This is a genomic window from Nocardioides pymetrozini (assembly GCF_046058985.1).
GTDB lineage: Bacteria > Actinomycetota > Actinomycetes > Propionibacteriales > Nocardioidaceae > Nocardioides.
The window spans coordinates 673,032-693,628 of sequence record NZ_CP175556.1 but is presented as its reverse complement, the minus strand read 5'-3'; the positions used below and the strand labels follow the sequence as shown (position 1 = coordinate 693,628).

Here is a 20,597-nt window from a genome sequence, read left to right as displayed (position 1 = left end):
CCGGACCCGGGCCCCGAGGAGCCTCAGGTGCGGGCGAGCAAGGGCGTGGCGGGCGGCAGCGGGACGATCTCCTCCGCCACCGCCTTGCTCGCTGCGGCGACCCGCGTGGCACAGCCGAGCTTGGCGAGGATGTGCTCCACGTGGGTCGCGACCGTGCGCGGGCTGAGGGACAGCGCGAGCCCGATGTCGGGGTTGCCGAGCCCGGCCGCGACCAGGGTGAGGACCTGCACCTCACGCGGCGAGAGCCGGTACGGCGCCGCCGCCTCGCGCAGCGTCACCAGCACGCCGGCCGCCAGCGGCGTCCGGCGGACCTCGTGGCAGCGGCCGGCCGGGGACACCCAGGTGAACCCGTGCGCCGCGCCCTCCGCGCCGGCCAGCAGCTCGGCCGCCAGCGGGGAGTCGTCGGCCAGCCACCTGTCCCGGCGCAGGCCGGGGAGCGTGACCAGCCGTCGGTCGGCGGTGAGCAGGGCAGCCTCGCCCGCCTCCTCGAGGAGCTCGGTCCAGGTCTGGCCCGCCGGTGGCCGCATCGCGTCCATGACCGGAGCGATCACCCGCTGCAGGGCGATCAGGGTCTCGACGGCGGAGTCGCTGATCGGCAGCGGCGAGTCGGAGCTCAGGTGAAGCGCCCCCGTGTAGCGCCCGTCGCGCGTGAACAGGCAGGTCGTCGAGCCCTCGGCGAACCCGCCGGGGATGAAGACCTCGTGAGCGCTGAACATGTTGCGGTAGTTGGGGATGTCGCACCAGCGCAGCGGTCGCGGGTTGCGGAAGCGCATGGTGAGGAACGCCGGGTCCTCGTTGACGAATCCGTCGTTGAGATAGCTGAGCACGGGATCGCTGTAGCCGATCTCCGCCACGGTGAAGTGGCGCCCCTCGACCGGGTCGAAGGTCGACAGGGCCGCGGCCTCGAGCGGGATGGCCTCGCCGATCCGCTGCAGGACGGCGGCTGCCCGGTCGGCCGCGGGCGTGGGCTCGACGCAGATGGCGGCCACGTCGGCCACCAGGTCGAGCGGCGAAGGACGACTGCTCATCGGGACCCCCAGCTGGCGATCCCTGAAGCGTACGCCCTCCGCCGCTCCCCCGGCGGGGTCCGCGTGAACGTCTCAGTCCTCACGTTCCTGGGTGTCCTCGAGGACGACGCGGCCGATGGTCTCGTAGCGCTCGGGGGCGAACCTCTTGGCCCACAGCGCGAAGCCGAGGCCGGAGAGCCCGACCAGTGCGACGATCCAGGGCGAGAGCTTGAAGATGACGTCGCTCGCGGCGGCGCCGGCGGCGAAGCCGGCGTTCTCGGTCAGCAGCCAGATGACGTAGACCATGCCGATGCCGCCGACGAGCGGCGCGAGGAAGGTCCGGAACAGGTTGGCCGTCTCGGGGTGCTTGCCCTGCACGTGGAAGTAGGCGATGCAGGCGAAGGCGGCCAGCGCCTGCACGATGAGGATCGCCGTCGTCCCGAGGATGGCCATGAGGGCGTAGAGCTGGCCGTAGGGGTCGCGGTCGGTCACGTAGAACCCGAGGACGATCAGCGTGGCGACGGTGGTCTGCGCGAAGCCGGCGATGTACGGCGAGCCGTGGACCGGGTGCGCGGCCCCGAGCGTCCTCCCGAAGCCGGGGACGAGGTCCTCACGGCCGATCGCGTAGATGTAGCGGGACGCGCAGTTGTGGAACGCCATGCCGCAGGCGAACGAACCGCTCATCAGCAGGAACTCGAAGACGACGACCGCCCAGTGGCCGAGATGCTCCTCGACGGGACCGAAGAAGATCTGCCCGGCGGTCGCACTGTCCTGGGCGAGGGCGACGGCGTTGTCCGGGCCGGTGCCGACGATCGCGGACCACGAGACGATGACGTAGAAGATGCCGATGCCGAGCACCGAGAGCATGGTCGCGCGGGGGATGATCCGCTTCGGGTTGCGCGACTCCTCCCCGTACATCGCAGTGGACTCGAAGCCGACCCACGACCAGAACGCGAAGAACAGGCCGATGCCAGCGGTGCCGGCCACCGCGAGCGTGGCGCCGGTGTCCGGGTGGACGACGGAGCCGTCGAGCCCGGAGAACGCGTTGAGCGGGTTGAGCGAGCCCAGGGACCAGCCCTGGGGACCGCCGCCGGAGACGACGACCGAGGCGGTCATGGCGGCGAGCATCACGATCTCGGTGACGAGGAAGCCGCCGAGCACGACGGCCGTCAGGTTGATGTCGTAGTAGGTCAGCACCGCGTTGACGGCGAGCATCAGCAGCGCGTAGAAGACCCACGAGATGTCGAGCGAGGTGTGCGCGGAGAAGAAGCTCGCGGCGAAGAACGAGAGGATGCCGACCAGCGAGGCCTCGAAGACGACGTACGCCAGCGTGGTCAGCGCCCCGGCCCCCATGCCCACCACCCGGCCCAGGCCGTGGGAGATGAACCCGTAGAAGGCCCCGGTCGAGACGATGTGCTTGGCCATCGCCGAGTACCCGAGCGCGAAGAGCCCCAGCACGATCGTCGCGACCAGGTAGCCGGCGGGCGCGTTCGCGCCGCTGCCGAAGCCGATCGCGATCGGGACGTTGCCGACCATCGCGGTGATCGGCGCGGCGGTGGCCACCGCCATGAACATCACCCCGAACAGGCCCACGGCGTTCGGCTTCAGCCGCTGGACCCCCGCCTCGGCCTCGGACGCCGTACGCGTCTCCTCTGCAGACATGCGGACTCTCTCTCCCGTGCCTCGCAGCACGTCCCGTTGTGTCCTGGCTCACACCAGATCCCGGGCATGCTGGCACTACCGAACAGACCAAATCAAGGTTTTGGGTCCGACAATTTTATTGATCTTGAACCATTGACTTTTTCGGTCTGACCAAACAGGCTTCTCGGCACACGGGCTTCCGGCGGCCGCGGAGACGGCGCCGACACCAAGGGATGGCGATGCACGACTACGACGCGTTCAGCTTCGACTCGAAGGCAGCGATGCTCGAGAAGTCGGCGCACTACTGGAACCCGGACAAGACGAGGTTCTGGTCCGACAGCGGGATCGACCTGGTGATCGACCGCCGCGAGGGCTATCTGCTCTGGGACATGGACGGACGACGGCTGATCGACGTCCACCTCAACGGCGGCACCTACAACCTCGGCCACCGCAACCCCGAGGTGGTCGCCGCCGTGAAGACGGCGATGGACCGCTTCGACGTCGGCAACCACCACTTCCCCTCACTGGGACGGACGGCCCTCGCCGAGGCCCTCGTCGAGTCGGCACCGCCGAGCCTCACCAAGGTCGCCTACGCCTCGGGCGGCGGCGAGGCGATCGACATCGCTCTCAAGAGCGCGCGGCACGCCATGCAGAAGCGCAAGATCGTCTCGATCGTGAAGGCCTACCACGGCCACACCGGGCTCGCCGTCGCCACCGGCGACGACCGCTTCTCCAAGCTCTTCCTCGCCGACCGGCCCGAGGAGTTCCCGCAGGTCCCGTTCAACGACCTGGAGGCGATGGAGCAGGCACTCAGGGGGCGCGACGTCGCTGCGGTGATCATGGAGACGATCCCCGCGACGTACGGCTTCCCGCTCCCGCAGCCCGGCTACCTCGAGTCCGTCAAGAGGCTCTGCGAGAAGTACGACGCGCTCTACATCGCCGACGAGGTGCAGACCGGGCTGATGCGTACCGGGGAGCTCTGGGGCATCACCAAGCACGGCATCGAACCGGACATCCTGGTCACCGGCAAGGGGCTCTCCGGGGGGATCTACCCGATCGCCGCTGTGCTCCTCAGCGAGCGGGCCGGCGCCTGGCTGCGCGAGGACGGCTTCGGCCACATCTCGACCTTCGGCGGCGCCGAGCTCGGCTGTGTCGCGGCGCTGAAGACGCTCGAGATCAGCCGCCGTCCCGAAGTCCGCTCGATGGTGCACTACATCGCCGACCTGGTCGGCTCCGGGCTGCACCAGGTGCAGGCGCTGTATCCCGACTGGTTCGTCGGGATCCGCCAGAACGGCGTCGTCCTGGGCCTCGAGTTCGCCCATCCGGAGGGCGCCAAGTACGTCATGCGCGAGCTCTACGCACTGGGCGTGTGGGCGATCTTCTCCACGCTCGACCCGCGCGTCCTTCAGTACAAGCCGGGCATCTTGATGACTCCGGAGCTCGTCGAGGAGCTGCTCGACCGCACCGCGCTGGCCATCGGCCGCGCGGCCGCCGACCCCGCTGTCTCCCGCCGGAGGGCAAGCTGATGGCCGACCAGCCGAACGGACCCGTCACCGCGCCCGCACAGGCGGGGCACATGCTCGAACGCGCCCGCTGGGCGGCACGCTCCTTCGCGACCTACCCGTCCGGGGATGTGGACCGGATCGTGCGCGCCGTCGCCGACGTCGCCCACGCCAACGCCCAGAAGTACGCCGAATGGGCGGTCCGCGAGACCGGCTTCGGCGTCGTCGAGCACAAGGTCCGCAAGAACCAGGCGTGCTCGCGCGGTCTGCTCGACACCTACGCCGGCCACGACTACGTCAGCCCCCGCGTCCGGGTCGACGACAAGATCGTCGAGGTGCCCCGGCCGGCCGGCGTCGTGCTCGCGCTCACCCCGTCCACGAACCCGGTCGCCACCGTGTTCTTCAAGGTGATCCTCGCCCTGATGACCCGCAACGCGGTCGTCGTCAGCCCGCACCCGATGGCCAAGGAGTGCTGCCACGATGCAGCACAGCTGCTCGCCCGGACGGCGGTCGAGGCCGGCGCGCCGGACGGCATCGTGCAGTGCGTCGCCGAGCCCACGATCCCCCTCGTCGAGGCGTTGATGGGCGACGCCCGCACCAACGTCATCCTCGCCACCGGCGGCACCGGCGTGGTCCGGGCGGCGTACGGGTCCGGCAACCCGGCCATCGGCGTCGGCCCGGGCAACGTGCCCGTCCTCGTCGACGCGTCCGCCGACGTCCGTGCCGCCGCGCAGCGGCTGGTCGAGAGCAAGGCGTTCGACAACTCGGTGCTCTGCACCAACGAGTCGGTGCTCATCGCCGAGGAGGCGGTCGCCGACAAGCTGGTCCGCGAGCTCGAGCGTGCCGGGGCCGCGGTGCTCGGCGCGGACGACGCCCAACGGCTGCGGGACTTCATGTTCCCCTACCGCCGGCTCAACGTGGACGTCGTCGGCAAGGACGCCTCGTGGATCGCACAGCAGGCCGGCATCCGCGTCGGCCCGCGCACCAAGGTCCTCGTCGCGCCGTTCGACGTCGCGGTGCCCGAGGAGCCGCTCACCCACGAGAAGCTGTCGCCGGTGCTCGGGATGATCCGCGTGCCCGACGCGGCCACCGGCATCGCCACGGCCCGCGCCATCGTGCGCATCGCAGGGGCCGGACACAGCGCGGCGATCCACTCGACCGACCCGGCCACCGTCATGAGGTACGCCGCCGACGTCCCCGTGCTGCGCGTGTCGGTCAACGTCGGCAACAGCACCGGGAGCTCCGGCCTCGACACGAACCTGGCGCCGACGATGACCATCGGCACCGGCTTCGTCGGCCGCAGTGCCCTGGGGGAGAACCTCCAGCCGAAGCACCTCGTCAACTGGACCCGGATCGCCTACAACAGCGATCCGGCCGAGGCGATGCCGGCGTACGCCGGGCTGAGCCCCTGGCGCGACCACCGCGGTCCGGTGCCGGCGTACCCGCTGGCGTCGAACGACGAGCGGGGTCTCGACGGGCTCGACCAGCGGCGGGCCCATGTCGACGCGCTGGTCGACCGGATCGGCGCGCGGGCCGCGGGCGCCACCAACGACATCGCCGGCGACGACGCCGCCTTCCGCGAGCAGGTGCGTCGCCTCGTCGTCGAAGAACTCTCCCACCTCATCAAGGGCTGACCCATGGCTGAACTGCGTTCCTTCATCTTCATCGACCGGCTGCAGCCGCAGACGCTGTGCTATCTCGGCACCTGGATCAAGGGCACCCTGCCCCGCGCCCACATGGCCGCGCAGATCATCGAGGTGGCTCCCGGCATCGACATCGAGCCGATCACCGACGTCGCGCTGAAGCACGCCGACGTGGCTGCCGGCGTGCTCGTCGTCGAGCGTCAGTTCGGCTACCTCGAGTTCCACGGCGAGACCGGGTCGGTGAAGGCCGCCGCGGACGGCGTGCTCGACGCGCTGGGAGCGGAGGCCGCCAGCGCAGTGCGGCCCCAGATCCTGGCCAGCAAGATCATCAGCTCGATCGACCACCAGCACGCCTTCCTCATCAACCGCAACAAGATCGGCTCGATGGTGCTGCCCGGCGAGTCGCTGTACGTGCTCGAGGTGCAGCCCGCGTCGTACGCGATCGTGGCGACCAACGAGGCGGAGAAGGCGGCCGACGTCAAGGTCGTCGACTACCGCATGATCGGGGCGACCGGCCGGGTCTACCTCTCCGGCAAGGAGGCCGACGTGCGGCAGGCCGCGGAGGCCGCCGAGGAAGCGCTCCGGGGCCTGACGTGAGCGCCTCCCTCGACCTGCGTGCCGTGATCGCGGAGGTGGTCCGCGAGGTCGTCGCGGACCTCGCCGGCCCGGCCGCACCGGCGACGCCGGCCACGCCCCTGCCGGCGACACCCGCGGCGCCGGCCCCTCCCGCCGGCGTCGCGGGCGCCGAGCACGTCACCCCGCCAGCGCCGCGGGAGCGGGTCGAGGCCGTGCGGATCGCGGACGACGCCGACCTGGACCGGTTCGCCCGCCACCTGCTGGCGCTGTTCGACAACCCGAAGAACCGGCAGGACCTCCGGACCGGGCGCCTGCGCTTCCGGCTCGAGGGCGGCGGCGCGACCGTCGTACCGACGGACCGTCCGGCCCAGCGGATCGACACCGGCGCGGTCACCGAGCGCCAGGTGAAGGAGGCCGCCGAGGCCGGCCGCCGGCTGGTCCTCGGTCGCCGTGCCGTGCTGACTCCCCTGGCGCGCGAGAGGGCTCGCGCGCTGGGGGTCCCCATCGAGAAGGAGCGCTGATGCTGAGAGCAGTCGTGACCGGCAATGTCTGGTCCACCAAGAGGATCGACGGCCTGCCCAACGGCGCCTTCCTGGAGGTCGAGGTCGAGGGCGGCGGAAGCCGCCTGGTGGCCTTCGACGTCCTGGGCAGTGGTGTCGGCGAGACCGTCCTGGTCGCCCAGGGCTCGGTCGCCGCGGCCTGGTTCCCCGGGACGCCGCCCCCCGTCGACGCCCTGGTCATCGGCTCGGTCGACCACCCGCCGTCCCCGTCCTGACCCCCGCTGTCGCCACCACCGTCGGGGAGCCGCCGGCCCCCGCGCACCACCCACCGCACAACCCACCGCACAACCCACCGCACAACCAAGGAGCACCACATGTCCAGCACCGCCATCGGCATGATCGAGACCAAGGGCTTCGTCGCCGCGCTCGCCGCCGCCGACGCCATGGTCAAGGCCGCCAACGTCACCATCACCGACCGCCAGGAGGTGGGCGACGGCCTGGTCGCCGTCGTCATCGCCGGCGAGGTCGGCGCGGTCAAGGCAGCGACCGAGGCCGGCGCCGAGACCGCCTCGCAGGTGGGCGAGCTCGTCAGCGTGCACGTCATCCCGCGCCCCCACGCCGAGCTCGGCAACCACTTCGACGTCAGCGCGAAGTAGCTCTCCCCCGACGCACCCCGCACAGCAAGCTCACGAGAAGAGGAGGTCCGATGGCCGCCACCGACGCCCGCGCGGAGCTGCGGGTCTACCTGATGGTCGAGGACCTGCAGCCGCAGTTCGCCGCCTACCTGGGCACGCCCACCCGCGCCCGGGGCTACCCGCCGTACGCCGGCGACCACGCTCTCATCATCGAGGTCGCGCCCGCGCTCGCCATCGAGCGCGTGATCGACCTCGCCCTCCGGGCCGCTCCGTCCGTCGAGCCGGGCATCCTCTTCGTCGAGCGGCAGTTCGGGGTGCTCGAGCTGCACGCCGCGTCGCTGGAGGACGTGGTGGCGGCCGGTCAGGCCGTCCTCGACGGCACCGGCAGCTCGGCCAGTGACCAGCTGCGTCCGCGCGTGCTGTACCACGACATCATCGACAGCATCACCGACCAGCATGCGGTGATCCTCAACCGCAACCGTTCGGGGTCGATGATCATGCCGGGACAGTCCCTGCTCGTCTACGAGATGGCTCCTGCCCTGTTCGCCGCGGTCGCGGCCAATGAGGCCGAGCGCGCCGCACCCGGCATCACCATGGTGGACGTGCAGTTCATCGGGGCCGCGGGACGGCTCTATCTCAGCGGCAGCACCGACGAGGTCGAGCTGGCGCGGGACCGGATCACGAAGGTCCTGGAGTCGATCGAGGGACGGGAGCACTGATGGGCACCACGACCGCGGCCGCCGACACCCGGGTCGCCGAGCTGGTGCTGCCGCGGTACGGCTTCGGGCCGGACTGCACGCTGCGGATGATCAACCTGTCGGAGAACGCGACCTTCCTGGTCGAGGAGGGCGAGCGCAGCGCGATCCTCCGCGTGCACCGGGTCGGCTACCACGCGCGCGCGGACATCGAGAGCGAGCTGTCCTGGCTGGCGGCCCTACGGGAGGAGTCCGGGGTCCCGACGTCCGAGGTGGTCCCCAGCAGCGAGGGCGAGCGGGTCGCGACGGTGGTGGTCGACGGCGAGGAGCGCCACGCGGTGCTGTTCCGGGTCGTGCCCGGCATCGAGCCGGACGACGTGTCGCTCGGCACGGCCGACTTCGAGACGCTCGGGGCGATCACCGCGCGGATGCACCTGCACGCCCGGTCCTGGCAGCCGCCCGACGGCTTCCGGCGGTTCAGCTGGGACTGGGAGCACACGCTGGGCGACCGGCCGCGCTGGGGACGCTGGCAGGACGGCATCGGGGTCGGACCGGCCGAGGAGGCGGCCCTCGGCGCCGCGGTGGAGGTCGTGCGGGAGCGGCTCTCGGCGTACGGGAGCGGCGCCGACCGGTTCGGCCTCGTCCACGCCGACCTGCGTCTGGCGAACCTGCTGGTCGAGGGTGAGCTCGTCACCGTGATCGACTTCGATGACTGCGGCTACTCGTGGTTCCTGTACGACTTCGGCACCGCGGTGTCGTTCATCGAGCACGACCCGCGCCTGCCCGACTGGCAGGCCGCGTGGCTGCGCGGCTACCGCTCGGTCACCGAGCTCCCGGCGGAGCACGAGGCGATGCTCGCGACCTTCGTGATGCTGCGTCGCCTGCTGCTCGTCGCCTGGATGGGCTCGCACGCACACTCCCGCGAGTGCCAGGACCTCGGGCCCGGCTACACCGCCGGCACGGTCGAGCTGGCGCGACGCTACGTCGCGTCGGACGGCGCCTCCCTCAGCTGACCTCTCCCACGGATCGGAAGACCTCATGTTCACCTCACTCGACGGATGCTCCGTCCTCGTCACCGGCGGCAGCAAGGGCATCGGGCGCGGCATCGCCGCCGTCTTCGCACGGGCCGGGGCCCGCGTCGTCATCACCGGCCGCGACGAGTCGTCGCTGCGGACCGCCTGCCGCGAGATCGGCGGCGAGACGTCGTACGTGATCGCAGACGTGAGTGTCCGCGAGGACTGCGACCGGATGGCCGCCACCACCGTCGAGCGGCACGGCGGCATCGACGTGCTGTGCGCCAATGCGGGCATCTTCCCCGCCGCGCGCCTTGAGGCGATGACCGCGGCGGACCTCGACGGCGTCATCGGGACCAACCTCAACGGCACCGTGTTCGCCGTTCAGGCCTGCTTGGACGCGCTGACCGCCAGCGGGCGTGGGCGGGTCGTGGTGACGTCGTCGATCACCGGCCCCTACACCGGCTATCCGGGCTGGTCGCACTACGGTGCCAGCAAGGCCGCCCAGCTGGGCTTCGTGCGCACGGCGGCCCTGGAGCTGGCGCCGCGGGCCATCACCATCAACGCCGTGCTGCCCGGCAACATCGCCACCGAGGGCCTCGACGGGCTCGGCGAGGACTATCTCGCCGCGATGGCCGCGAGCGTGCCCCAGAAGCGGCTCGGCCGGGTCGCGGACATCGGTCACGCGGCGCTCTTCTTCGCGACCGAGGAGGCGTCCTACATCACGGGGCAGACCCTCGTCGTCGACGGTGGCCAGGTGCTGCCGGAGTCACTGCAGGCGCTGGAGGAGATCTGACCGGGCTCGCCACCACGCTGGGGTAGGTTGCAGCTGTCTGGTCAGACCATTCGGCGGATCGGGCCGACCGATGGCGACGGACAGGAAGGAGGCGCACCATGGCCACCGAGCATGCCGTCGCGGAGACCCTTCGGAGGCGGATGCTGACCGACATCGGCGCCGGCACCCTCCCTCCCGGCGCTCGACTGGGCAGCGAGCGCGAGCTCGCGGAGCACTACGGCGTGAGCCGGGCGACGCTGCGCCAGGTGCTGGCCGCCCTCGAGGAGGCGGGCCTCGTCCGCCGGGTCGCCGGGCGCGGGGGCGGGACGTTCATCAGCCACGCGAAGGTCGAGCACGACCTGACCAAGGTCGTCGGCGTGCCCGCGTATCTCGCGCGCCAGGGCTACTCCGCCGGTACCCGCGTCGTGGCCACCCGGATGGGCGTCGCCGACGCCCCCACCCGTCGCGCACTGCAGCTCGCCGAGGGCGACCTGGTCGTCGACGTACGCCGTCTGCGGCTCGCCGACGGCACACCCTTCTCGCTCGACCACGCCCGGCTTCCCGCCGACCGCTTCCCCGGTCTCCTCGAGCAACCGCTCGGGGGCTCGATCTACGAGCTCATCGAGCAGGACTACGGCGTCACCATCGCCGACGCCGAGGAGGTGGTCGAGGTGGTCCACGCGACCGACGAGGAGGCGGCCCTGCTCGGGGTCGCCGTCGGCGATCCCCTGGTCTCCATCACCCGCACGACCTACGACACGGCCGGCACCCCGTTCGAGTTCTCCCACGACCTGTTCCGCTCCGACCGCGTCCGGATCACGATGCGCACACCGGGACGCGGGTTGCGCGGCGCTCCGGGTGGGGACGGGCCGCACTACGCGACGATCTCCTCGGTGCCGACCCACGGCTGAACCGTCCCGAGAGTGACGAACGGCTCGGACGACAGGAGTCGTCCGAGCCGTTCGTGGCTGGGCTGCTCGGGCCGCTCGGGCCGCTCAGGCTGCTCAGAGGGTGATGAGGACCTCGGCGACCGAGCCGGTCTGCGCCTGGACGACGCGGTCGACCGGGTCGGCCTTGGGGGCCAGGGTCCGCAGGGTCCACTGGCCGTCGCCGGCGAAGAACCGGAAGTGGCCGGTCGCGGAGGTGGGCACCTCCGCGGTGAACTCGCCGGACTGGTCGAGGAGGCGGACGTAGGCGCTCGCCACGGGGGCGGCGTCCTCGCCGGTGCCGCGCACGACCTGGCCCTGGATCACGGCCTCCTTGGCGACGTTGACGCCGTCAAGCGACAGGCCGCCGACCTTCGCGCCGCACATCAGGCGTCACCGGGCTCGTCGCCGAGCGCGATCGGAACGCCGACGAGGGAGCCGTACTCGGTCCACGAGCCGTCGTAGTTCTTGACGTTCTTCTTGCCGAGCAGCTCCTGGAGCACGAACCAGGTCAGCGAGGAGCGCTCGCCGATGCGGCACAGCGCGATGGTGTCCTTGTTCTCGTCGAAGCCGACCTCGTCGTACAGCGCCTGCAGCTCCTCGTCGGACTTGAAGGTGCCGTCGTCGTTGGCGTTCTTGCTCCACGGGACGTTGACCGAGGTCGGGATGTGACCGGCGCGCTGGGACTGCTCCTGCGGCAGGTGGGCCGGCGCGAGGAGGCGGCCGGCGTACTCGTCGGGGCTGCGCACGTCGACCAGGTTCTGGCTGCCGATCGCGGCGACGACGTCGTCACGGAAGGCGCGGATGGAGCGGTCCTGCTCCTGCGCGACGTAGGTGGTCGCGGCGCGCTGGGGCAGCTCGTCGGTCAGCTCGCGGCTGTCGAGCTCCCACTTCTTGCGGCCGCCGTCCATCAGCTTGACGTCCTGGTGGCCGTAGAGCTTGAAGTACCAGTAGGCGTAGGCCGCGAACCAGTTGTTGTTGCCGCCGTAGAGGATGACGGTGTCGTCGTTGGCGACGCCGCGCGAGGACAGGAGGGCCTCGAACTGCTCCTTGTTGACGAAGTCGCGGCGGACCTGGTCCTGGAGGTCGGTGGTCCAGTCGAGCTTGATGGCGCCGGGGATGTGGCCCTTGTCGTAGGCCGTGGTGTCCTCGTCGACCTCGATGACGACGACCTTCTCGGCGCCGAGGTTGTCCTCGACCCACTGGGTGGAGACGAGCGAATTCTCGCGGCTCATGGCAGTTTCCTTCTCGGTGGTTGCGTTGATGCAGTACGACGGTGCTGGATCAGCGCCACGGCAGGGCAGGACGCAGCGTCCTGGCGCGGCAGCGGCGCCGTGGAAGCGACGGGACGGCGAGAGGCCGATCAGAGACCCGTCAGCAGGGTCGACACAGCGCCGAGCTGACGCGGCAGTTGTCCACCGCGCGCCGCTTGGTCAGCAGCAGGGTCGTCGACATGGGGAAGAGCCTAGGCGGCTTTGCCGCATCCACGAACTCGGCGTACCGGATTGTGAGACGGCTATCCATATGGCGAGACGCCGAGCTGTAACTACCTGTTCGCGTCGCTCCCTTACCCGTCTACGGGTCAGGTAGCAGCACGAACAGGTAGTTACAGCTCCGCCGTACGACGGGCCCAGGACGGCCCCGCCGTACGGCGGAGGAGCGAGCGGGAGGTCAGCGCTTGCGGAAGCGCACCACCGCCTTGTCGGCGGCGTGCGCCGAGCTGCCGGCGTACTTCGCCTTGACCTTCCAGGCTCCGGGCCTCAGGCGCACCGCGCACCGGGCGACGCCGTCCTCGACCGTGGCCACGCACAGCGTGCGGCCGCGGCTGCGGAAGGTCACCTGGCCGCTGACGCCCGGCGCGACCTTCGCCTTCAAGACGACCTTGGCGCCTCGAGCGAGGGAGGCCTTCGCGACCTTCGCCTTGAGCCGCGGGTCGGCCTTGGCCGCGTCCGCCACCTTCAGCACGAAGGAGCGTTGCGCCTCCTTGTGGCCGGCGTCGCCGACGTAGGACGCGACGACCACGTAGTCACCCGGCGGCGGGAGCGTCGCGACGGTGCACGAGGCGGTGCCGTTGGCCGCCATCGCCTCGCAGAGCACCTCCTCGCCCTCGAGGAAGCGGACCAGCCCGGTGGCGGACGCGGGCGACACTCGGGCGGTCAGGGTGGGCTGCTCGCCGAAGGTCACCGCGACATTGCCGACCGACACCGCCGTGGCGGCCCGGTCGTCGACGGCCGCGACCACCCGCACGACCCGCGACGCGAGGGCCTGGTTGCCGTTCGCGTCGGACACCGCGTAGGTCAGCGCGTAGCTGCCCGGCTTCTCGGTGTCCACGGTCCCGATCGGGGTGACGGCGGCGCTGAGGTCACCGTCCACGTCGTCGGTCGCGCTCACGCCCTCGAGCGGGTCGAAGACGTCGCCCACCGTGAGCGTGGTCTCGGCCGGTACGACGATCGTCGGCGCGGTCACGTCGGTGCCCGCCGCCGTCGCGCGGAACACTGTGCCGAACTGGCGCAGCGAGCCGATCCGGTCCCCGTCCGTGGTGCGGCTCTCCGCCGTCCAGGCGTAGACCTCGCCCTCCTCGAGACCCTTCCACTCCACGCTCGCGGGCCAACCCGACGCGGCGGTGTCGGTGCCGATGACGGTGTCGGTCGGGGTGACCACGGTCAGCCCGTCCGTCGCGAAGGTCGTGGTCCGGCTCGACAGGTCCACCGGCAGCACCAGGTTGTCCTCGGCGCCGTTGTAGCGCTTGCGGTCGTCGTACTCGGTGGCGCCGAAGTTGTCGAAGTGGGGCGAGTAGGTGTCGATGCTGACCTCCGAGCGCTCCACGTCGAACTGCAGCAGGCGCAGCCAGCTGGCGCCGAACTGCAGCAGGTCGGTCGCCTTGTGGTCGGTGGCGCCGTCGCCGTCGAGGTCGATGTTGCCGGCGGCGTCGACCTTGTCGGGCCACAGCTCGCGCGCGGACACCTTGTAGAACTGGTAGTCCGCGAGCAGCTCGACCACGTCGTGCTGCACGGTCGCGCCGACGCCCGTCTTCAGGTTGGTCCCGACACCGTGCTCGTGACCGGCGAGGATCAGGAAGACGTTGGGGTTGGCGGCGACCACCTCGTCGTACAGCTTCGAGCCGTCGCCCGAGAAGCTCGCCCCGCGGCCGTCCTTGGCCGTGGAGGGGGCGATGTAGGCGTGGGTCAGCAGGATGCCGTTGCGGTCGGGGTAGCGCTCGAACACCGAGCTCGCCCAGTCCGCCTCGGCCTGGGTGACGCCGTACGACAGGCCGACGGCGACGAAGTCGAGGCCGCCCGCGGAGAACAGGACGTAGTTGTTCTGGTTGTCCTGACCCGGGGTGCTGACGTTGCCCTGAGCGTCGCTCACCTCGTCCCAGGCGTGGTACGACGCGCCGGCCGGCCACGACGTCGCCACGTCGTAGTAGCGGTCCGGGCCGTAGTACTCGTTGAACCGCGACGTCGGACCCGTCTCGTTGCCGAGCTGGTTGTCGTGGTTGCCCGCGATCACCTGGTTGGGGATGCCCGAGGCGTCCAGCGACCTCTGCGCGTCGGAGGTGAAGGCGAACTCGCGGGTCACCTGCTCGTCCAGGCCCGGATAGAGCAGCTGGCCGGTGCTGTTCGTGGCGAGCGGGTTGTAGTAGTCGTTCTCGATGATGTCGCCGGTGTGCCCGGCCCACTTGATCTTGCGCGGACCGGCCTGCTGGGCGATCCACTCGGTCGTGGCGCGGTAGGCCCGGTCCCAGATCGCGCGCTCCTCCTCCTTCATCTGGTCCGACGCCTCGGCGTTGCCGTCCCAGTCGTCGTAGGTGCCGCCCGCGGCGCCCTCGGCGAGGTACTGGGTGTCGGTGAAGTGGGCGAGCGAGAAGTCGTAGTCGTCCGGGCTCTCGAAGCTGTCCTTGGACTCCGCCGCAGTCTCGTCGCGCGGGGCGAGGTCGTCGGCGAACGGGTCGGTGCCCAGCACCAGCAGGTGCACCGTGCCGTCGTCGACCATCGCCGAGCGGACCACCCCGTTGAGGACCGTCTCGCCGTCCCGTACGCCGCGTGCGGTCGCCAGCACGACCCACTGCGACGTCTCGGTGCTCCACGCGCGCAGCGTGACCGAGCGCTCCGGGTCGACGACGCCCTTCCAGACGACCTGCTGGCCCACGACGGCGGAGCCCACCGGCACGTCGAAGCGCTGGAACGGGATGTCGCCGCTGGTGGCGCTCGCTGCCGACTGCTCGTCGTCCGGGGTCATCCGGCCGGAGACCGGCCGCGCGTCCTCGGAGGCGAAGTCGAGGGTGGTGGGGACCTTCGTGACGACGCCCTGGACCCCGTCCTGAGCGACGGTGGCGGTCGCCTCACGGAACGTGGTGGTGACCTCCCCGCCGTCGGGGCTGGTCGCGATGGCCGAGAGCTGGACGACGCCCTTGCCCTCGCCCGATCCGGTGCCGCCGCCGGTCGGGATGGTGTCGGACTCGAAGGGGATGGTGAAGCCGATCTGCTTGCCGAACACGTCGACGGCGGTGACCGTCAGGGTGTGCGCGCCGGCATGCAGACCGGGACCGACGAGGTCGCCCTCGGCGATCGGCTCGCCGTCGAGGAGGTAGGTCCAGCCGGTGGCGTTGTCCTGGTGGGCGATGTCGAGGTCGAGCTCGACCGGCGCGGTCAGGCGCTGGCCGGCGGCGGGCACCGATCCGGTCAGGCTGACGCCCGCGTCGGGGTGCTCTCCGAAGGCGGCGATGTCGAGCGCCTTGATCTCGGTCTCGTTCAGCGCGCGCCCGTAGATCCGGGCGTTCGCGAGCTTGCCCTTGGTGTAGAACTGCGCGCCCGCGTTGGGCGAGGAGTCCGCACCGACGGTCCAGGCGCGCGCGGTGGCGTTGGGCAGGGTGAGGGCCCCGGTGGCGGGCGTCGTCGCGGCGAGCGCGCCGTCGACGTACAGCCGGATCTCGGTGCCGGTCCACACACCGACGACGTGGTACCAGCGGTTGGCGGTGATGGTCGCGCGGGCCGTCTTGTAGCCGCCGCCGATGTGGGCCATCAGGCCCACCTTGTCCTCGTTGACGTAGATCGAGTAGCCACCGGCCTCCTTGCCCGAGCAGACCGAGGCCTCGGTGCCGGTCGGGAGCGAGCCCATGTAGCGGAAGGTGCACTCGATGCTGACGGCGGTGCTCATCTCGCCCCAGTGCGGAGTGAGCGCGTAGCCGTAGGCGTCGTCTCCGTCGAGCGTGACGACGTCGCGGCCGAGCGCCTCGTCGTGCCCGACCGTCGGGCTGCCGAAGGTCTTCACGGCCAGGTCACGGACCCGCTCCGTGGGGGTGCCGTCGGCGAAGTCGACGTCGAGGACGTCGGCGTCGGGCGTGGGGACGGCCGTGTCCCACGCGGCGGCGAGCGCCTTCACCTCGTCGGCGGTCACCGCTCGGGAGAAGACGCCGGCGGCGGCGAAGGTGCTCGGCGGCGCCGGCTGGCCGATCCCGGTCGGGCTGGCGTCGGCGCCCACGATGAAGCGCTGCGCGGTGGCCACCGGGGCGGTGAGGGCGCCACTGGCCGCCGTGGTCTGGGCCAGCTGCCCGTTGACGTAGAGCCTGATCTGGCTGCCGTCCCAGGTGGCGACGGCGTGGTACCAGCGGTTGCCCTCGATCGGCGTCAGCGCGCTCTTGTAGCCACCGCCGATGTGGCCCATGAAGCCCAGGTTGCCGCCGGTGACGTAGAGCGACAGGCCGCCCGCCTCCTTGTCGGAGCACAGGTCCATCTCCTTCGACACCGGCATCGCCGTGTTCACCTTGAACACGCACTCGATGCTGGCGCCGGTCGCGAGCTTGGGCCACTGCTCCTCGAACGGGAAGCCGACCGCGTCGTCCACGCCGTCCACCGTCATGACCGGCCCCTGGACCGGGTCGGCGCCGTACGTCGGGGTGCCGTAGGTGATCGGCGCCAGCGACTGCGCCGCGTCGGTCGGCACGCCGCCCGGGAACGCGACGTCGAGGACGTCGGGGACCGGCGCATCCGCCGCGGTGGTCGAGGTGCGAGGAGCGTCAGCGACGAGCCCCCCGGTGGTCGAGGTGCGAGGAGCGCCAGCGACGAGCCTCGAGACCTCCGGGGCAGGGGCCGGCGCGGCCTGGCTCGGGGTGACCAGCAGGCCACCTGAGGCGACGGCCACGACGCTCGCCGTGGTGGCGAGCAGCCGGAGCCTGCGCATCGGTCGTGCGTGCACGACATGTCTCCTTAGGGGTGGGGGTGGGTGGTGACGGTCCGCCGGCGCCGGGCCACGAGGGCACCGGCGGCGGCGAGGAGGAGCGCGGCGCCGAGGACGCCGCCGATCTGGAGGGCCGCGCTGGCGCCGGTGCCGAGAGACTGCTCGGAGGGCGCGGCCGTCCCGGTGGCCGGGCCGAGAGCCCACGCATGGCTGGAGGTGTCGGAGGCGTAGACCTGGTGCTGGCCGTCGGGGCCGGTGGCGAGGGTGCGGTAGGCCGGGTGCAGGTCGGTCAGCGTGGTCACCTCGACGCTCGCCTCCTCGACCGTCGCCGCACAGGTGAAGGCCAGCTGGGCACCCTGGGCGACCAGGTCGCCGGTCGCCGCGACCTCCCCCGTGCACTCTCTGCCCGCGGCGCTGACGGTGACGTGGTCGAGGAGATAGGCCTGCACGGCGGGGGCCTCCCGCACGAGCGCGGCGTCGCCGGCGTCGTAGGCGATGGCGCCGTCGAGCATCACCCGGTCCTCGGGGAGCACGCCGAGGTGGATGCCGAGGAGGGTGAGGTCGTCGGCGGCGCCCACCTTCCAGGTGACCTGGACGACGGCCGGGTCGTCGGCGTCCCGTGCGATCTCGACGGTCTGGGGGTCGCCGAACGGGTGCGCCGCGATCATGCGGCACCCGCCAGCTGACCGATCGCCGTCGTGGTGACGACGCAGCCGACCACCGTGATGCTCGCCGCGGCGAGGACGGGGGCCAGCCGCGTCGCCGCGCTCACCAGGGCCCGGGACCGGGCGGCGCGCACGACGACGTCGCGGCCGGCCAGGGCCAGCAGCCCGACGCCGAACAGCACGCTCGCCAGGCCCAGACCGAAGACGACCACCAGCAGCAGCGCGAAGCCGGCGCGGCCGGTGAAGATCCCGGTGACCAGCACCAGGAAGGCGGCGGGCGACGGCGTCAGACCGCCGGACATGCCGAGGAGGACCAGGCCTGGCCTGCTGGGCCCGTGCCCATGACCGTGCCCGTGCCCATGACCGTGCCCGTGCCCATGACCGTGCCCATGACCGTGCCCGTGCCCGTGCCCATGACCGTGCCCATGACCGTGCCCGTGGCCGTGCCCATGACCGTGCCCGCGGAGGTGCCGGCGGAACAGCCAGAGGCCGACCGCGACCACCATCAGCCCGGCGAGCAGCTGCAGCCCGCTGGTCAGCCGCTCGAGGGAGAGCAGGTCCGAGAGCGACAGGAAGGTCCAGGCGAGGGCGACGACCAGGACGGAGAGGGTGTGCATGAGTGCCACCGACGCGCCGAGCCAGGCCGCGTCGCGCACCTTGCCGTCCGAGCCGACGAGATAGGCGGCGGCCAGGCTCTTGCCGTGGCCCGGGCCGACGGCGTGGGCGGCGCCGGCCGCGAAGGCCAGCGCGAACGCGGCCGGGACGAAGCCGGGCGAGGAGACGAGGTCGACGAGACGGTCGTCGAGGGCGGCGGGGGTCGGGACGACAAGGGCATCAGCCAGTCGCGCCACCTGGGCGGTGAGGGGCACGGGCAGCCATGCTCACCACACCAGGTGACGCCGATGGCGTCGATCCGTGGCGCCCGGGTGACTCGAAGGTAAAGAGCAGGGGCCACGCGGCGTGTCGCCCGGCGGCCGCCCGGCCCGCCGAGGCTCAGCGAACGCCGCAGGCGGAGCGGACGGTGGCGTTCGAGCTCCCCGGCGCGGCCCCGGGCGACATCTCCAGACGCGGGTCCTCGCTGTCGCCCTCCGCCGTGCGCAGCAGTACGTCGACCGTCTGGGACTGGCCGGGATCGAGCAGCACGCCGACGGTGGCGACGTCGCGGCCGGCGTAGGTCGCCACGGTGGGGTCGCCGCCGGACTGCCCGTCGATGGCCACCGACTCGACCGTCCCGCCGTACGGCGCGCCGACGTAGACCACGAGCAGCTGCTGGCCGGGATCGGTGCGGTTGCCGGGGAAGAACTCACCGGTGATCGCGTCCGGCAGCTCGTCGGCGCGCGCCGGCGTCGCATTCGTGAAGGTGATCGACGCGCCGATCTGCTGGCGTCCGCCCTCGCAGCGGCGGGAGAAGATCTGCGCCTTCTGGCGCAGGTAGTACTGCATCTTCGTCGGGCCGGCGTCGTTGACGTAGACGCCCACGACGGGCGGTCCGTCGGTGCGCTCGACGAACTCGCCCGCGATCCGGGTGCCGGCGATCTCGCGCTGGGCCCGGTCGGAGAAGAAGTGCGTCCGCACCCTGCCCTCCTGGACTCCGGAGACCAGTGCCCGGATCACCTCGGCGGAGTTGCCGTAGCCGTCGGAGAAGGCGTCGAAGACCGCCTTCGCGACGGCCTCCTGGTAGTCGCTCTGCGCCTGGGTGCCAGGCGTGAGGGCGTAGATCTCGTTCTCCACACGGGCGACGACGTTGCCGGCCGTCACCGGGGCATAGCCCGGCACCGGGACCTCGCCGGTCGCCCGGAGGAGATAGGACACCACGACCGGGTCGACGAACAGCACGCCGTCGAGCCGCTGACCCCGGACCGCCTCCCAGCGGGCAGCGATCAGCTCGGCCGCGCGGGGGAAGTCCGGAGTGAGGGTCGCATCGACTCCCACGGTGCCGAGGATCCGGCCGAACAGCCGCTCCTCCTCGGACGTCAGCGGCAGGATCGGCTCCGGCGTCGCGCCGAGCTCGGCCATGTCGACCTGCTCGACGATCTCGACGTCGCCGTCCTCGGCGTGCACCAGCGACAGCGAGCCGGGAAGTCCGCCGCTGCTGCGCGACTCCGCGTTGTTCTGGAACACCAGGAGATAGCGACGCGGCTCGTCCTGGCCGAGCAGGAGCGGCATCAGCCGTGAGGCGCGATAGGTGGACTGCAGGGTGCTGCGGGCGTCCACGACCAGCGTCTCCAGGGTCTCGAACGCCGAGCCGATCGGACCGAGGAAGCCGGACGAGTCCACCTCGGCCAGCCGGGCGCTCGCGGAGTCGAAGGCCGCCTCGCTCCGCTCCGCCGGCTCCTCGAGGGCCGCGATCCGCTCCAACGGGAAGGTGTGGTCGACGGGCTGGAAGCTGTCGGCCGTCACCTGGTCAGCGGCGTCCGCCACCGGGGTGAGCCCGTCCCGGCCGAGGTCGGCGAGCACCGCCGCCACGGTCGCCACGCCCTCGGCGTCGTCGCCGAGCAGCGGAGCCGCGGCGAAGACCGACCAGGTGGGTCCGTGGGTGGTCTCGTTTGCGGCATCGGCAGCGCGTTGGTAGGCCTCCAGCGCCGTCCGGGCGCCGGCGGCGTCGCCGCGGACCAGGGCGGCGCGCATCACACGGGCCTGGCGCTCGACCTCCCGGAGATCCCGGCTCGCGTCGAGGACGACCCACAGGGACCACGCCACGCCGAGCAGGACCACGGCGCCGACGACGACCGCGATGCTCCCGCGAGGGTGGTCCTCCCGGAACCGGCGCGCCCGCCGCAGCAGCCGCCGGAGGCCGCGAGACCGGCGCCGACGCCGGATCTCGGGCGACATGCCCGGGAGA

Annotated in this window: 19 protein-coding genes; 10 read left to right on the top strand and 9 right to left on the bottom strand. The window is 71.7% G+C overall.

Annotated elements, in window-relative coordinates:
• Window positions 1–23: 23 nt before the first annotated feature.
• Both ACJ5H2_RS03340 and ACJ5H2_RS03335 read right to left on the bottom strand, forming a co-directional pair.
• Window positions 24–1,028 carry a response regulator transcription factor gene (locus ACJ5H2_RS03340; protein WP_408898143.1) on the bottom strand — a complete coding sequence of 335 codons (1,005 nt, stop codon included), beginning with the start codon at window positions 1,026–1,028 and terminating at the stop codon, window positions 24–26.
• Window positions 1,029–1,100: 72 nt separating this feature from the next.
• The gene (locus tag ACJ5H2_RS03335) at window positions 1,101–2,669 is read right to left on the bottom strand and encodes an APC family permease (RefSeq protein ID WP_408898142.1); all 1,569 of its coding nucleotides are present in this window, start codon (window positions 2,667–2,669) and stop codon (window positions 1,101–1,103) included.
• A gap of 218 nt (window positions 2,670–2,887) precedes the next feature.
• Here ACJ5H2_RS03335 and ACJ5H2_RS03330 point away from each other — a divergent pair, with 218 nt between their 5' ends.
• The 10 genes from ACJ5H2_RS03330 to ACJ5H2_RS03285 all read left to right on the top strand — a co-directional run bounded on the left by ACJ5H2_RS03330 (window position 2,888) and on the right by ACJ5H2_RS03285 (window position 10,898).
• Window positions 2,888–4,174 carry an aspartate aminotransferase family protein gene (locus ACJ5H2_RS03330; RefSeq protein ID WP_408898141.1) on the top strand — a complete coding sequence of 429 codons (1,287 nt, stop codon included), beginning with the start codon at window positions 2,888–2,890 and terminating at the stop codon, window positions 4,172–4,174.
• Window positions 4,174–5,784, top strand: coding sequence for an aldehyde dehydrogenase family protein (locus ACJ5H2_RS03325; protein ID WP_408898140.1), 1,611 nt, complete (start codon window positions 4,174–4,176; stop codon window positions 5,782–5,784). Before ACJ5H2_RS03330 ends, ACJ5H2_RS03325 begins: the two co-directional genes overlap by 1 nt.
• 3 nt (window positions 5,785–5,787) lie before the next feature.
• Complete coding sequence (locus ACJ5H2_RS03320) at window positions 5,788–6,390, top strand: BMC domain-containing protein (RefSeq protein WP_408898139.1); 603 nt, start codon at window positions 5,788–5,790, stop codon at window positions 6,388–6,390.
• The gene (locus tag ACJ5H2_RS03315) at window positions 6,387–6,890 is read left to right on the top strand and encodes a hypothetical protein (protein WP_408898138.1); all 504 of its coding nucleotides are present in this window, start codon (window positions 6,387–6,389) and stop codon (window positions 6,888–6,890) included. Before ACJ5H2_RS03320 ends, ACJ5H2_RS03315 begins: the two co-directional genes overlap by 4 nt.
• Window positions 6,890–7,144: a EutN/CcmL family microcompartment protein gene (locus ACJ5H2_RS03310; protein WP_408898137.1), complete on the top strand. Its 255-nt coding sequence runs from the start codon at window positions 6,890–6,892 to the stop codon at window positions 7,142–7,144. Before ACJ5H2_RS03315 ends, ACJ5H2_RS03310 begins: the two co-directional genes overlap by 1 nt.
• 99 nt (window positions 7,145–7,243) lie before the next feature.
• The gene (locus tag ACJ5H2_RS03305; RefSeq protein ID WP_141800723.1) at window positions 7,244–7,525 is read left to right on the top strand and encodes a BMC domain-containing protein; all 282 of its coding nucleotides are present in this window, start codon (window positions 7,244–7,246) and stop codon (window positions 7,523–7,525) included.
• Between the two features lie 50 nt (window positions 7,526–7,575).
• Complete coding sequence (locus ACJ5H2_RS03300) at window positions 7,576–8,223, top strand: microcompartment protein (RefSeq protein WP_408898136.1); 648 nt, start codon at window positions 7,576–7,578, stop codon at window positions 8,221–8,223.
• Complete coding sequence (locus tag ACJ5H2_RS03295) at window positions 8,223–9,212, top strand: phosphotransferase enzyme family protein (RefSeq protein WP_408898135.1); 990 nt, start codon at window positions 8,223–8,225, stop codon at window positions 9,210–9,212. Before ACJ5H2_RS03300 ends, ACJ5H2_RS03295 begins: the two co-directional genes overlap by 1 nt.
• Before the next feature lie 25 nt (window positions 9,213–9,237).
• Window positions 9,238–10,008, top strand: a complete 771-nt coding sequence (gene fabG / locus ACJ5H2_RS03290) for a 3-oxoacyl-ACP reductase FabG (RefSeq protein WP_408898134.1) — start codon at window positions 9,238–9,240, stop codon at window positions 10,006–10,008.
• A gap of 98 nt (window positions 10,009–10,106) precedes the next feature.
• Window positions 10,107–10,898, top strand: a complete 792-nt coding sequence (locus ACJ5H2_RS03285; protein WP_408898133.1) for a GntR family transcriptional regulator — start codon at window positions 10,107–10,109, stop codon at window positions 10,896–10,898.
• A gap of 93 nt (window positions 10,899–10,991) precedes the next feature.
• Here the strand turns inward: ACJ5H2_RS03285 and ACJ5H2_RS03280 are convergent, their stop codons facing one another.
• The 7 genes from ACJ5H2_RS03280 to ACJ5H2_RS03250 all read right to left on the bottom strand — a co-directional run bounded on the left by ACJ5H2_RS03280 (window position 10,992) and on the right by ACJ5H2_RS03250 (window position 20,587).
• Complete coding sequence (locus ACJ5H2_RS03280) at window positions 10,992–11,300, bottom strand: DUF1416 domain-containing protein (protein ID WP_408898132.1); 309 nt, start codon at window positions 11,298–11,300, stop codon at window positions 10,992–10,994.
• Window positions 11,300–12,148 carry a sulfurtransferase gene (locus ACJ5H2_RS03275; RefSeq protein ID WP_408898131.1) on the bottom strand — a complete coding sequence of 283 codons (849 nt, stop codon included), beginning with the start codon at window positions 12,146–12,148 and terminating at the stop codon, window positions 11,300–11,302. Before ACJ5H2_RS03275 ends, ACJ5H2_RS03280 begins: the two co-directional genes overlap by 1 nt.
• A gap of 139 nt (window positions 12,149–12,287) precedes the next feature.
• Window positions 12,288–12,368, bottom strand: a complete 81-nt coding sequence (locus tag ACJ5H2_RS03270) for a putative leader peptide (RefSeq protein WP_372449664.1) — start codon at window positions 12,366–12,368, stop codon at window positions 12,288–12,290.
• A gap of 216 nt (window positions 12,369–12,584) precedes the next feature.
• Complete coding sequence (locus ACJ5H2_RS03265; protein WP_408898130.1) at window positions 12,585–17,108, bottom strand: LamG-like jellyroll fold domain-containing protein; 4,524 nt, start codon at window positions 17,106–17,108, stop codon at window positions 12,585–12,587.
• 11 nt (window positions 17,109–17,119) lie between these two features.
• Window positions 17,120–17,758 carry a hypothetical protein gene (locus tag ACJ5H2_RS03260; protein ID WP_408898129.1) on the bottom strand — a complete coding sequence of 213 codons (639 nt, stop codon included), beginning with the start codon at window positions 17,756–17,758 and terminating at the stop codon, window positions 17,120–17,122.
• Window positions 17,755–18,624 carry a cobalt transporter gene (locus ACJ5H2_RS03255; RefSeq protein WP_408898128.1) on the bottom strand — a complete coding sequence of 290 codons (870 nt, stop codon included), beginning with the start codon at window positions 18,622–18,624 and terminating at the stop codon, window positions 17,755–17,757. Before ACJ5H2_RS03255 ends, ACJ5H2_RS03260 begins: the two co-directional genes overlap by 4 nt.
• A 124-nt stretch (window positions 18,625–18,748) precedes the next feature.
• A complete protein-coding gene (locus ACJ5H2_RS03250; RefSeq protein ID WP_408898127.1) occupies window positions 18,749–20,587 on the bottom strand; it encodes a DUF4012 domain-containing protein in 1,839 nt (612 codons plus the stop codon).
• Window positions 20,588–20,597: the final 10 nt, after the last annotated feature.

What these genes read in the sequence shown, in the direction of transcription:
- ACJ5H2_RS03340 (WP_408898143.1), bottom strand. Translation starts at nt 1,028, where the DNA reads ATGAGCAGTCGTCCTTCGCCGCTCGACCTGGTGGCCGACGTGGCCGCC.
- ACJ5H2_RS03335 (WP_408898142.1), bottom strand. Translation starts at nt 2,669, where the DNA reads ATGTCTGCAGAGGAGACGCGTACGGCGTCCGAGGCCGAGGCGGGGGTC.
- ACJ5H2_RS03330 (WP_408898141.1), top strand. Translation starts at nt 2,888, where the DNA reads ATGCACGACTACGACGCGTTCAGCTTCGACTCGAAGGCAGCGATGCTC.
- ACJ5H2_RS03325 (WP_408898140.1), top strand. Translation starts at nt 4,174, where the DNA reads ATGGCCGACCAGCCGAACGGACCCGTCACCGCGCCCGCACAGGCGGGG.
- ACJ5H2_RS03320 (WP_408898139.1), top strand. Translation starts at nt 5,788, where the DNA reads ATGGCTGAACTGCGTTCCTTCATCTTCATCGACCGGCTGCAGCCGCAG.
- ACJ5H2_RS03310 (WP_408898137.1), top strand. Translation starts at nt 6,890, where the DNA reads ATGCTGAGAGCAGTCGTGACCGGCAATGTCTGGTCCACCAAGAGGATC.
- ACJ5H2_RS03305 (WP_141800723.1), top strand. Translation starts at nt 7,244, where the DNA reads ATGTCCAGCACCGCCATCGGCATGATCGAGACCAAGGGCTTCGTCGCC.
- ACJ5H2_RS03300 (WP_408898136.1), top strand. Translation starts at nt 7,576, where the DNA reads ATGGCCGCCACCGACGCCCGCGCGGAGCTGCGGGTCTACCTGATGGTC.
- ACJ5H2_RS03295 (WP_408898135.1), top strand. Translation starts at nt 8,223, where the DNA reads ATGGGCACCACGACCGCGGCCGCCGACACCCGGGTCGCCGAGCTGGTG.
- fabG (WP_408898134.1), top strand. Translation starts at nt 9,238, where the DNA reads ATGTTCACCTCACTCGACGGATGCTCCGTCCTCGTCACCGGCGGCAGC.
- ACJ5H2_RS03285 (WP_408898133.1), top strand. Translation starts at nt 10,107, where the DNA reads ATGGCCACCGAGCATGCCGTCGCGGAGACCCTTCGGAGGCGGATGCTG.
- ACJ5H2_RS03280 (WP_408898132.1), bottom strand. Translation starts at nt 11,300, where the DNA reads ATGTGCGGCGCGAAGGTCGGCGGCCTGTCGCTTGACGGCGTCAACGTC.
- ACJ5H2_RS03275 (WP_408898131.1), bottom strand. Translation starts at nt 12,148, where the DNA reads ATGAGCCGCGAGAATTCGCTCGTCTCCACCCAGTGGGTCGAGGACAAC.
- ACJ5H2_RS03270 (WP_372449664.1), bottom strand. Translation starts at nt 12,368, where the DNA reads ATGTCGACGACCCTGCTGCTGACCAAGCGGCGCGCGGTGGACAACTGC.
- ACJ5H2_RS03260 (WP_408898129.1), bottom strand. Translation starts at nt 17,758, where the DNA reads ATGATCGCGGCGCACCCGTTCGGCGACCCCCAGACCGTCGAGATCGCA.
- ACJ5H2_RS03250 (WP_408898127.1), bottom strand. Translation starts at nt 20,587, where the DNA reads ATGTCGCCCGAGATCCGGCGTCGGCGCCGGTCTCGCGGCCTCCGGCGG.